Source organism: Nocardioides sp. (assembly GCF_041600255.1).
GTDB lineage: Bacteria > Actinomycetota > Actinomycetes > Propionibacteriales > Nocardioidaceae > Nocardioides.
This window is the reverse complement of record NZ_JBFIKK010000111.1, coordinates 1-11,184: the sequence shown is the minus strand read 5'-3', so window position 1 is coordinate 11,184 and position 11,184 is coordinate 1. Positions and strand designations below refer to the sequence as shown.

Here is an 11,184-nt window from a genome sequence, read left to right as displayed (position 1 = left end):
GGGGCCAGGTCGTCAGGGGCCAGGTCGATGTTGGCCAGGTAGACGCCGGGGCGCAGGATCGTCCACGCGACCTCGGAGTCGCGCACCAGCCGTTCGGCGCGCGCCTTGCCGGCGTGGTGCGGCAGGTCGGGCGCCTCCGGGTCGGCCACCGAGTGCAGGACCAGCCGCGCGACACCCGCTGCGCGGGCGGCGGTCAGCACGTCCCGCACGTAGGCCGGCTCGTCGGCGTGCATGTTCGGTGCGATGACGTACGCCGCGTCGCAGCCGGCCAGGGCACCGGCGAGGTCCGGCCAGTCGGCCCGACCGAGCGGCACCGGCTCGCCACCCCGGGCGCGCAGACCGGCCGCCACCGCCCGGCCGGTCTTGCCGTGGCCGCCGACCACCGCCACCCGAGCCCCGACGGACACGGCCATCAGAGCCAGTCGACGTCCGCGGAGGCCTGTCCGCCGGCCAGCCGGGCGTAGCCGGGCCCGCGGTCGAAGAACGCCTCGGAGGCGGCCGGGCGGCCGGCCCGCTCGGCGAGCGTGGCCGTCTCGTCGAAGCCCAGCGAGTCGTCGTCGAGCGACCCGGTCAGCACCACGCCGTACGACGCGAGGGCGGCCTCGGGCGAGACCTTGCGCCACACCACGTCACGAACCACAAGTGACGGGTCACGGGCCAGGGGGTTGCCCCAGCCGCCACCGCCGGTGGTGCGGATCCGGATCACCTCTCCGGCCTTGACCGGCTCGGCGTCCGCCAGCGCATCGACCTCACGCTCGTTCGGGCCGCCGGGGTCGATGACGACCTCGAAGGGCTTGCCGGCGAGGCCGCCCTTGACGCCCCAGCAGGCCAGGATCGAGCGGTCGGCGATCGACATGAAGTGGCCGTCCTTGAGCATCCGGACGTGCTTCTCGTAGCCCAGCCCGCCGCGGAACTGACCGGCACCGCCGGAGTCCATGGCGAGGCCCAGGCTCTCGACCAGGAACGGGAAGCGGGACTCGGTGAACTCGCTCGGCAGGTTCCGCGAGTCGGGCACGACGTGGATGGTGTCCTCGCCGTCGGCGTAGTAGCGCCCGCCCGAGCCGCCGCCCAGCACCTCGCGCATCAGGTACGGCCGGCCCTCGAGGTCCTCGCCGTAGACGCCGGTGTAGCGGATCGTCTCCTGGTCGGCCGGCATCCGGCCGTCGACCGCCTTGGCCACCACGCCGGCGAGCACCCCGAGCAGGCGCAGGATCACGAAGGTGCGGGCATTGGTCGGCGCCGGGAAGATCGGGGTGAGCAGCGTGCCCGGCGGCGGGAAGCGCATCTCGATCAGCGGCACGATGCCCTCGTTCACGTCCAGCTCGGCCATCCGCTCGGGGTCGGCGGCCAGGTTGCGCAGGATCGGGGCGAGCCACTTCTTCAGGAAGACGCCGTCGGAGTAGTCGCCGCAGTGGTTGATCGGCCCCTTGGCCTGCGGGCTGGTGCCGCCGAAGTCGAGGATCAGCCGCTCGCCGTCCGGGTCGTCGGCGCCGGTGCGGGTCATCGTGATCCGCTGGGTGTGCAGCTGGGGCTCGTCGACGCCGTCGTGCTCGGCGTAGTCCTCCCAGACCCACTCGCCGACCGGGATCTGCGACAGGATCTCGCGCCGGTACGTCGTGGTCGTGCGGTCGATGATCGCGTCGAAGCAGGACTCGACGGTCTCGATCCCGTAGCGGTCGAAGAGCTCGCCGAGCCGGCGGGCGCCCATCAGGCAGGCCGAGCACTCGGCGTCCAGGTCGGCGGCCAGCGACTCCGGCATCCGGGAGTTGCGGGTCATGATCGCCAGCGCCGCGCGGTTCGGGACGCCCGCGTCCCAGAGCCGGATCGGCGGGACCATCAGCCCCTCCTCGAACACACTGGTCGCGTTCGAGGGCATCGAGCCGGGGACCGCTCCCCCGATGTCGTCGTGGTGGCCGAAGGCCTGCACGAAGGCCACCACGCGCCGGGCGTCGGCCGGGCCGGAGAAGACCGGCACCGTCACACAGAGATCGGGCAGGTGCCCGATCCCGCCCTCGGAGCGGTAGACGTCGTTGTGGAAGAAGACGTCGCCCTCGCGCATCTCCTCGATCGGGAAGTCCCGGGCGATCGGGTGGACCAGCGCCGAGTAGGAGCGCCCGGTCAGCTTGCGCAGCAACCGGTCGTGGATGCCGGCCCGGAAGTCGTGCGCGTCGCGGATCATCGGGCTGCGCGAGGTCCGACCGATCGCGGTCTCGACCTCCATCTCCACGCTGGCCAACGAGCCCTGGACGATCTCCACCAGGACCGGGTCGGCGCTGGCGCCGGCGTCCGCGGTCAGGTGGCCGAAGGGGAACTGGGTGGGAGCCTGGCGGGACTCCTGCGAGGTCGTGGTCACGCCTGGCTCCTCGTCACGATGATGTTGCCGAAGTCGTCGATCCGGGCTGCGAAGCCCGGGTGCAGCGGCACCGTGGAGCCGAACTCCTCGATGATGGCCGGGCCCGAGATCTCGGTCCCCGGCGCCAGGTCGTCGCGCCACAGCACCGGGGTGTTGACGTACCCGACGGCGGGGTCGAAGCAGACCCGGCGATGCCCGGTCGGGACGACCCCGGTCTCCGCCCCCCGCTCGCGGCGCCGGATCTCGGGACGCTGGATCGGCCCGATCCCGGAGACCCGCAGGTTGACCCACTCGACCTGCTGACTGTGATCGGTGGCGAAGTCGTAGCCATAGAGCGCCCGGTGCTCGGCGTGGAAGCGGCCGGCCACCGCGTCGAGAACATCGGCGTCGACCGGGCCCTCGGGCACCGGGACCCGGACCTCGAAGGCCTGCCCGAAGTAGCGCAGGTCGGCGGTCCGGACGAACTGGTGCTGCTCGTCGGCGAAACCTTCCGTGGTGAGTGCCTCGGTGGCCTGCGCGGTCAGCTCGTCGTAGATCGCGGTGACCACGCCCGCGTCCAACGCCTCGGCCAGGGTGACGTGGGTGCGCACGTAGTCGTTCTTCACGTCCACGGTGAGCAGGCCGAACGCCGAGACGTTGCCCGGGTTCGGCGGGACCAGCACGGCGCGCAGCCCGAGCACGTCGACCAGACGGCACAGCAGCAGCGAGCCGGACCCGCCGAAGGTGGTGAGCGTGAAGTCACGGACGTCGAGCCCGCGCTTGACGGTCACCTGGCGCAGGGCGTTGGCCTGGTTCCAGGCGGAGATCTCCAGCACGCCGGCAGCACAGGCCTCCGGGGTCATCCCGAGCTTGTCGGCGAGCGTCTCGATGCCGGCCCGGGCAGCCTCGACGTCCAGCGGGATCTCGCCGCCGAGCAGGTGCGGGGGGATCCGGCCGAGGAAGACGTGGGCGTCGGTGATGGTGACGTCCGTGCCGCCCTTGCCGTAGCAGAGCGGCCCGGGGTCGGCGCCCGCCGAGTGCGGCCCGACCTTGAGCGTGCCCTCGGGCGAGAGCCAGGCGATCGAGCCGCCGCCGGCCCCGACGGTGACCACGTCGATCATCGGGATCTTGGACGGGAAGGCGCCGACGCTGCCCTCGGTGGTGAGGGTGGGCTCGCCGTCGATGACGACCGAGACGTCGGTGGAGGTGCCGCCACCGTCGCTGGTCAGCACCTTGTCGAACCCGGCGACCTGGGCGATCAGCGCGGCTCCGAGCGCGCCGGCGGCGGGACCGGAGAGCACCGTGGTGATCGGCTGGTGCACGACCTCGTCGGCCGAGAGCACGCCTCCGTTCGACTTCATCACGTAGAACGGCACGGTGCGCTCACCGGCGTACTCGTTGAGCCGGGACGTGATGTTCGTGACGTACGCCGAGAGCCGCGGCTTGACCGCGGCGTCGACCAGCGTGGTCATCGCGCGCTCGTACTCGCGGTACTCGCGCAGCACCTGACTGCTGAGCGAGACGACCGCGTCGGGGTGCTCCTCGGCGAGCACGCTGCGCATCCGCTCCTCGTGCTCGGGGTTGGCGTAGGAGTGCAGGAAGCAGACGCCAAGGGTGGTGATGCCCTGCGCACGGAACCAGCGGGCGGCCGCCCGGGCTGACTCCTCGTCGAAGGGGCGCACCTCGGCGCCGGTGAAGTCGAGACGGCCCCCGACCCCGCGGACGAGGTCACGCGGGACGATCCGCGACGGCTTCACCCAGAAGTAGGAGTTGCCGTACCCGTCGGGCACCGACTGCCGGGCGATCTCGAGCATCGACTCGTAGCCCTCGGTGGTGATGAACCCGAGCCGGTCCACCTTGCCCTCGAGCAGCTGGTTGGTGGCCACGGTGGTGCCGTGGCTGACGGCCGTGATCGCCTCCCCGTTGCCCGCCGGGAGCCCGAGCAGACCGAGCACCTTGTCGATCCCGGCCATGAAGCCGTCGGCGGGGTTGCTGGGGGTGGACGGCGTCTTGGTGGTGACCACCTCGCCGGAGTCCTCGTCGAAGGCGACGACGTCGGTGAAGGTGCCACCGGTGTCGATCCCGATCCGGATCCGGCGCTCGTCAGGGGCTGGCATGGGATCGATTCAATCGGCATTGCCCGCCCCCAGCCACGGCACATTGTGCCGACGACCGCCGGCTTCGTTGGCAGCCTGTGCCAGCGGCCCTCGGCCGGCTACAGCATCTGGTGCTCCGCGCGGGTCCGGTGTCCGAGGAGCCCGACCGTGACCAGGCCGATGGCCAGGGCCAGCAGCAGCGCGAACGTCGACCCGCTGCCGTCGAGCCAGTTGGTGGAGCGGCCCAGCTGGACGAGCTGGAGCAGCGCGGCCAGGCCGAAGCCGACACCGGCGGCCAGGACGACCGGTGGCCGGCTGAGCCAACCGCCCGCCAGGGCGACCAGGCCCAGCACCACCAGGACGATCAGGCCGCCGTTGCGGACGGTCACGAAGTTGTTGTTGGAGCTAGTGCTCAGCGCGAAGACCGGGCTGAGCACGGCGAGGGCACCGAGCAGCAGCGCGGCCCGGTCGACAGGGTTCTCGGTCATGACAACCTCAACAGGATCGGGGCGAGCCGGCTGCTCGACGCCTGCCAGACCGGGCGCAGCAGCCCGTCCAGGCCGACGCTGCGACCGGCAGCGGTGGCGAGCAGGCCCAGGTGGGCCAGGAACATCAGGTAGTAGGACCACTCCCACTCGTGCGGTGCGTTGAGCACCGAGAGCGTGATGGCGACGGTCTGCACCATCCCGACCAGCGCCCAGAACCGGGTCAGCAGCCCGACCAGCAGGAACGCCCCCAGCGAGGCCTCGGTCAGGATCGTGATCCAGCCGAAGAAGGTCATGTTCGGCAGCACCAGGTTCTCCACGATCCAGCTCCACGGAGCCAGCACCGGGTAGTCGACGGCGAACGTCGTGAACTTCTCCAGCGAGCCGAAGTCGGGGGGACGCTTCCACTGGACGTTCTCGATCCAGAGCAGGGCCACCCCGGCCCGGAAGATCCCGAGCAGCCACGGGTTGATCCGGACGGCGTCCGGATCGGGTCGAGTCAAGTGCATTGCACTGCCTGCCTTCCGTCGGGTTCCTCATGAAGCGGCTGCACGCTCATGCCCGCAGCCCGTTGCGCAGTCGGCGCCCCACGACCTCACTGGCCAGACTGACAGCCAGCGAGGCGAGGAGCAAGGTCGTCACCACCGGGAAGCGGAACGCGGACAGCTGTTCGCTGAGCAGTCGACCGAGTCCTGCGGCGCCGACCACGCCCACCACGGCGGTGTCGCGCACGCAGATCTCGAACCGGTAGAGCGTGTAGGTGATCAGGTGGTGCGCCGAGGACGGCCCCAGCGCCACGAGCCCGGCGAGCGACCCCGGCACCCCGGCCGCCACGAGCGCCTCCAGGGGTCGACGGTCCAGGCTCTCCCAGGCCTCGGCCACCAGGCGACCGAGGATGCCGCCGGTGTAGAGCCCCAGGGCGATCGCGCCGGGCAGGATGCCGGGGAAGAGCGCGAACAGCGCCACCACGGCCCAGACCGTGGGCGGGATCGACCGCAGCACCAGCAGGAGCGTCCGCGCCCCCAGCCAGCCCGTCCAGCGAGCGAAGCGGCGGGCGGAGCGCCGGACCGGGGCCGAGGTGCCGGTGCGGGAGGAGACCGAGGGGCGCATCGCCAGCGGCCCCACCAGCGCCGTCACCACGACGGCGACCGCCATCGCCAGCACCGCCATCGCCACCGTGTCCAGCACCGCACCGGTCAGCTCGGGCATCCCGCCCAGCGGGAGCGCGGGCGGCCACAGGTCCGCGGCCAGGGAGGCGGAGAGCCGACGGGTCCGCTCGGAGGTCAGGCCGGAGAGGGAGACGCCTGAGGCCACCCAGGCCGCGACCAGCAGCGGCAGGGCCAGCAGGAACGACCAGCCGGCGACGTGGCGGGACCGGTGTCGGTCGGCGCGCAGGTTGCCGGCCGACCAGTCCGAGCAGGAGCCGACCGCCAGGTCGCGTCGTACGACGCTGCTCCAGCCGTCGACGATCGCGGAGAGCACCAGGACCGCGCCGATCAGCGTCCACACCTCGTCCCAGTTGCGCGACTGGAGGCTGACGACGAGCTCCTGCCCCAGCCCACCGACCCCGACCACACCCAGGATCACGGCCGAGCGGATCGCGCACTCGAAGCGGTAGAAGGAGTACGACGTGAGCACGCCGCGCGCCGACGGCAGCAGCCCGTAGACCACCGCGGAGGCCGGGCGGGCCCCGGCGGCGCGCAACGCGAGCAGACTGCGTCGGGGCGCGTTGTCGAGGCTCTCCCCGAAGACCTGCGCGGTCTGGGCGCCGAAGGGCAGGGCGATCGCGAGCACGGCCACGAGCGGGTCCAGACCCAGGACGCTCACGAACAGCAGCGCCCAGACGATCTCGTGGATGGCACGGATCGAGACGAGCAGCCCCCGCACGGCCAGCCGGACGAGGCGGAACCAGGCCGGCTGGTGGGCCGACCAGACCACGTCGCTGAGCACCAGTCCGCCGACCGCACCGACGACCAGCGCACCGGCCGTGCCCAGCGCCGCGAAGACCACCGTGGTGGCCGCGGCGTCGAGCACCACGGCCAGGAAGCCGGGGTCCAGCCGCGGAGCCAGCGCCTGGGACAGCAGCGGACCCAGCAGCTTCGCCCCGCCCACGTTGACCAGGGCTCCGCCCTCGGCGAGCGCCCGCCAGGCCGCCCAGCCGATGGGCACCAGCACCAGCGCGAGTCCCAGCAGCCGGCGCGCGGCGACCTCGCGGGCCCGGGTCCGGTGCCGGGCCGAGGCACCCCCCGCCAGGTCGCCGGCCGAGGGCCCGGCTGTGGCGTGGGCGCCGTCCGACGCCGGGGCGTGGCCACGCTCCATCAGCTCGGGGCCGAGCCCGGGGGCGTTCATGTCAGTTCGTACAGGTCCGCGAGGCGGTGCTCGGTCAGGTCGGCGCTGGGGACGTCGAAGACGAGCCGACCGTCGCGCAGACCCAGGGCCCGCGTGCAGTGCCGGCGGGCGAGGTCCGGCTGGTGCAGGCTGACCACCAGGGTGTGGTCGGCCGCCTCGGTGTGCAGCAGGTCGAGGACCTCCCCGGAGCGCGCCGGGTCCAGGCTCGCCACCGGCTCGTCGGCGAGCACCAGGTCCGGCGCCTGGAGCAGGAGTCGGGCGATCGCGACCCGCTGCTGCTCGCCACCGGAGAGCCGTTCGGTGCGTTCGTAGAGCGCCCAGCCCAGACCGACCTGCTCGAGGGCAGCGCGCGCCGCCTCCCGCTCGCGCGGCCAGACCAGCGAGGCCACGGCCTGGAGCACGTTCCAGTGCCCCAGCCGTCCGGCGTTCACGTTGTGCACCACGCGGACCTGCTCGACGAGGTCGAGCTGCTGGTGGATCAGTCCGATCCGCCGTTGGAGCCGCCGGAGGTCTCGGGGCGCCAACCGGGCGGGCTCCTCGTCGAGGACCACCACCCGGCCGGCGGTCGCTCTGAGCGAGCCGTTGAGCAGCCGGAGCAGCGTGCTCTTGCCGGCGCCGCTGGGACCGAGCAGGGCGACCCGTTCACCGACCGCCACGGTCAGGTCGAGGCCGGTGAGGGCCTCCACCTCGCCGTAGGAGTGCCCCACCCCCTCGAGCCGGATCGCGGCGGCCGGGCTCATGCGAGCAGGCCCTGTTCCTTCGCCACCTGTTCGATCTGGTCGTACGACTCGTCAGTGGTGGGCACGAACGAAGCCGCGCCGAAGAGGTCCAGGATCTGCGCGTCGTCGGGGTCGTCGGCATCGAGCGAGAGCAGCAGTTCGACGATCGCGTCGGTGGTGCCCTCGCCGAAGAGCTCGTCGATGTCGGGCCGGAAGAGCCAGTGGTAGTCGGCGTAGCCGGGCGTCTGCCAGAGCACCACGACGTCGGACAGGTCCACCTCCCCCGCTGCCACGGCGGCCTTCCAGACCTGCTCGTTGACCGCGCCGACCTCGAAGCTGCCCGAGGCCACCGCCTCGATCGTCGCGTCGTGCGAGCCGGAGAAGCCAGGCTTGCCGCGCAGGTCCGAGACGTCGAGGCCGCCCTCGGACATGAAGTACTGGGGCATCAACCGACCCGAGGTGGAGGTCTCGCTGCCGAAGGTCAGGGTGTGACCGGCGAGGGCGCTCAACCCGCTGACGTCGTCGAACGGCTCGATCCCGGCCGCGGTGGTGGCGATGAAGAGGCTGTGGAACTCGGCATCGATGTCGCGCTGCACCAGGGCGTGCGCACCGGGGACGCGAGAGCGGGCCTGGACTCCGGTGAGTCCGCCCATCCAGGCCACGTGGACGTCGCCGATCTCGAAGGCGCGGACCACCGCGGTGTAGTCGGTGACGGGGCGGTACTTCACCGGGTCGTCGATCGCCTCGGCGAACCGGTCAGCGAGCGCCGGGTAGAGCCGGTTGAGCAGCTCGGGGTCCTGGTCCGGGATCGCGGAGAGCGAGAGCGTGCCGGCTCGGCCCCCCGCGGCCGACTCCGAGCCGGAGTCACCCCCGCAGGCCGCGAGGGCCAGGGCGCCGGCGACGGCCCCGGTCCCACCGAAGAGAGTCCGTCGAGAGATGAGCGTGCGCTGCATGGGTTCCCCTGTCGTCACGACCGTGTCGGCACGGGGCCCAGCCAGACCTCTCGATCCCTCCGTCCCCGTGTCCGTCCACCTTGGCATCCCCGGCGGGAACGCAACAGGGCTGCGCTGCGGTCGGCCGGGGCCTCAGAGGTCCGGGGCTCGATCGTTGTAGACGCCCGCCTCGCTCTGGCCGGAGAGCCGCTGGATCGCGGTCATGATCTCGTCGGTCGCCTCGCGCCGGGCTCGCCCGGCGGGGACACCGTCGTACCGGCCGGTGAAGTCGATCGGCTCGCCGAACGACACCGTGACCGGCACGATCCGAGGCCGGTTGGATCCGACCGGCTGAAGCTTCTCGGTGCCCACGAGGCCGACGGGCACGACGGGTACGCCGGCGGTCAGGGCGAGGTGCGCGACACCGGTGCGGCCGCGGTAGAGCCGGCCGTCGCGGGAGCGGGTGCCCTCGGGATAGATGCCGAAGGCCTCCCCACGCCCGAGCACCTCGAGCGCGGTGTCCAGGCTGGCCAGCGCCGCCTTGTGGTCGTCACGGTCCACCGGCAGCATGCCGAGCGCCTCGAACCAGCCACGGGTCAGCGCGCCCTTGATCCCGGTCCCGGTGAAGTAGTCGGACTTCGCCAGGAACGCGACCCGTCGGGGCACCACGCACGGGATCACCACCGAGTCGGCGAAGCTCAGGTGGTTGCTGGCCAGGATGACCCCGCCGGTCGGCGGGATGTTCTCCAGGCCGATGACCGTGGGCCGCCAGATGGCTCGCACCACGGGCGGCACCACACGATGGGCAACGGTGTAGATCACGACGACAGTCTTGCCGAGATCCTCAGGAGATGGCAGGCGCCCCCGACTCGTGGCCACGAGGTCGCGCGATCTGTGCAGACCGGTGATTCGGGGGCGGACGCACGGGGTAGGGAAAAGGCGAAGGGCCGTTGCGAGTATGAGTCGCAACGGCCCTTCTGGTGATCGGTACCGGTGACGCTTCCGATCGACCGCTCCTCCACTCCGGCTCCAGCGGCTTCGTCACCCTGCCGCTGCGGCGAGTTGCCCCGCCGTGTGAACCTTCGTCTCCGAGCGATCCCGCTGTTCCCGAAGGAACTGCGTGAGAGAAGTTCTACGCCCGTTCGGCGAGGGTGCACAAGGGTTTTCGGGAACATTCCCGTGGTTCCACCGAAAGTGGTTCGATCGCCCACAGAAGGGCGGATCTTCTCCACAGGATCTGGGGAGTTCTGCACAGGTTGAACAGACTCCTGTGGAAACTCTGGCGGCGTCGGCGAGGTCGTCGCGGCCTGGTTCGGGGGGAGGCCTTAACCTCCGGTCGTGAGTATTGAGCTGACCCGTCGGGCTCAGAGCAGCCTGGTGGCGAACAGCGTGGTGCCGTGGACCGCGTCGACCTCTCGTCGCTCGGTCTCGGTGAACCCGATCTTGGCCAGCACCCGCCGAGACGCGGTGTTCCACTCCCACACCGTGGCCCACAGGCGTTCGTGGCCTGCCGACCTCGCCGCATCGCACACGGCCATCGCCGCCTCGGTCGCGTAGCCCTGGCTCCAGACCCGGCGCAGCAGCTCGAAGGCCAGCGCGGGCTCTCCTGTGCCGGCTCGACCGTTGTCGACGAGCCCGCAGTAGCCGATGAGGTCGCCGGCGTCCTTCCGCGCGACGGCGAGAAGCCCGAACGACATCGCGTCGCGGGAGCGGATCGACTCCTGGAGGTCTTCCACCGTGGGGCGTCCGTCGGCGTCGATGCGGCGGTGGGGCGGCACCCGGGGATCGCGCTCGGCCCAGAGCTCACGCAGGATCGTCGCCTCGCCGACCTGCCACTGTCGGAGCAGCAGACGCTCCGTCTCCAGCACGATCTCGCGGTCCCGAGCCGCTCCCCCGGTCATGGCCGTGACTCTGCCATTGGGCGGCTGGTGGCGCCGACGTGCCTCTGCCCCGCGGATCGTGGATCGGCGGGGTGTGGGGCGGTCAGGGTCTGCCGTACGGCAGGGGCTCGGGTGGATGGTCCGGGGGTGGTCGCCGATCTCGGCTGACGTCGGTGGTGCCGGTGGGGTCGCGGAGGTAGGTGTAGCCGTGCGGGCTGTTCCACAGGAACGATCCCGGGTCGAGTCGGGTGTAGCGCCAGCGGCCGTGGGTCTTCAGCCGATGGTGTCGTCTGCACAAGGGCGCGATGTTGTCGGAGGCGGTGCTTCCACCGGCGTTGTAGGGCTGGAGGTGGTCGCTGTCGCAGGACCGGGCGGACCTGGTGCACCACAG

The 11,184-nt window shown here is 71.8% G+C and carries 11 protein-coding genes; all 11 read right to left on the bottom strand.

The window, feature by feature from the left end:
• Positions 1-413, bottom strand: a 413-nt coding sequence (locus tag ABZE72_RS12840; protein ID WP_372729431.1) for an SDR family oxidoreductase, incomplete at its 3' end; no start/stop codon positions are given.
• Positions 413-2,353 (bottom strand): hydantoinase B/oxoprolinase family protein, encoded by a 1,941-nt coding sequence (locus ABZE72_RS12835; protein ID WP_372729430.1) that lies wholly within the window; start codon positions 2,351-2,353, stop codon positions 413-415. The genes ABZE72_RS12835 and ABZE72_RS12840, both read right to left, overlap by 1 nt.
• Positions 2,350-4,449 carry a hydantoinase/oxoprolinase family protein gene (locus ABZE72_RS12830; protein WP_372729429.1) on the bottom strand — a complete coding sequence of 700 codons (2,100 nt, stop codon included), beginning with the start codon at positions 4,447-4,449 and terminating at the stop codon, positions 2,350-2,352. The genes ABZE72_RS12835 and ABZE72_RS12830 overlap by 4 nt, the downstream gene beginning before the upstream one ends.
• A gap of 98 nt (positions 4,450-4,547) precedes the next feature.
• Positions 4,548-4,916 carry a hypothetical protein gene (locus tag ABZE72_RS12825; protein ID WP_372729428.1) on the bottom strand — a complete coding sequence of 123 codons (369 nt, stop codon included), beginning with the start codon at positions 4,914-4,916 and terminating at the stop codon, positions 4,548-4,550.
• Positions 4,913-5,422: a DoxX family protein gene (locus ABZE72_RS12820; RefSeq protein WP_372729427.1), complete on the bottom strand. Its 510-nt coding sequence runs from the start codon at positions 5,420-5,422 to the stop codon at positions 4,913-4,915. The genes ABZE72_RS12825 and ABZE72_RS12820 overlap by 4 nt, the downstream gene beginning before the upstream one ends.
• Before the next feature lie 46 nt (positions 5,423-5,468).
• Positions 5,469-7,262 carry a PhnE/PtxC family ABC transporter permease gene (locus ABZE72_RS12815; RefSeq protein WP_372729426.1) on the bottom strand — a complete coding sequence of 598 codons (1,794 nt, stop codon included), beginning with the start codon at positions 7,260-7,262 and terminating at the stop codon, positions 5,469-5,471.
• Positions 7,259-8,002: a phosphonate ABC transporter ATP-binding protein gene (locus ABZE72_RS12810; RefSeq protein WP_372729425.1), complete on the bottom strand. Its 744-nt coding sequence runs from the start codon at positions 8,000-8,002 to the stop codon at positions 7,259-7,261. Before ABZE72_RS12810 ends, ABZE72_RS12815 begins: the two co-directional genes overlap by 4 nt.
• Positions 7,999-8,934 (bottom strand): putative selenate ABC transporter substrate-binding protein, encoded by a 936-nt coding sequence (locus ABZE72_RS12805; RefSeq protein ID WP_372729424.1) that lies wholly within the window; start codon positions 8,932-8,934, stop codon positions 7,999-8,001. The genes ABZE72_RS12810 and ABZE72_RS12805 overlap by 4 nt, the downstream gene beginning before the upstream one ends.
• Before the next feature lie 132 nt (positions 8,935-9,066).
• Positions 9,067-9,735, bottom strand: a complete 669-nt coding sequence (locus ABZE72_RS12800) for a lysophospholipid acyltransferase family protein (protein ID WP_372729423.1) — start codon at positions 9,733-9,735, stop codon at positions 9,067-9,069.
• A gap of 542 nt (positions 9,736-10,277) precedes the next feature.
• Entirely contained in the window at positions 10,278-10,814 is a 537-nt protein-coding gene (locus ABZE72_RS12795; protein WP_372729422.1) for a GNAT family N-acetyltransferase, read from the bottom strand.
• Between the two features lie 82 nt (positions 10,815-10,896).
• Positions 10,897-11,184, bottom strand: a 288-nt coding sequence (locus ABZE72_RS12790) for an HNH endonuclease signature motif containing protein (RefSeq protein ID WP_372729421.1), incomplete at its 5' end; no start/stop codon positions are given.

Excerpts from the sequence above, each read along its gene's own strand:
- ABZE72_RS12805 (WP_372729424.1), bottom strand. The coding sequence starts at position 8,934 with ATGCAGCGCACGCTCATCTCTCGACGGACTCTCTTCGGTGGGACCGGG.
- ABZE72_RS12815 (WP_372729426.1), bottom strand. The coding sequence starts at position 7,262 with ATGAACGCCCCCGGGCTCGGCCCCGAGCTGATGGAGCGTGGCCACGCC.
- ABZE72_RS12810 (WP_372729425.1), bottom strand. The coding sequence starts at position 8,002 with ATGAGCCCGGCCGCCGCGATCCGGCTCGAGGGGGTGGGGCACTCCTAC.
- ABZE72_RS12830 (WP_372729429.1), bottom strand. The coding sequence starts at position 4,449 with ATGCCAGCCCCTGACGAGCGCCGGATCCGGATCGGGATCGACACCGGT.
- ABZE72_RS12795 (WP_372729422.1), bottom strand. The coding sequence starts at position 10,814 with ATGACCGGGGGAGCGGCTCGGGACCGCGAGATCGTGCTGGAGACGGAG.
- ABZE72_RS12825 (WP_372729428.1), bottom strand. The coding sequence starts at position 4,916 with ATGACCGAGAACCCTGTCGACCGGGCCGCGCTGCTGCTCGGTGCCCTC.
- ABZE72_RS12820 (WP_372729427.1), bottom strand. The coding sequence starts at position 5,422 with ATGCACTTGACTCGACCCGATCCGGACGCCGTCCGGATCAACCCGTGG.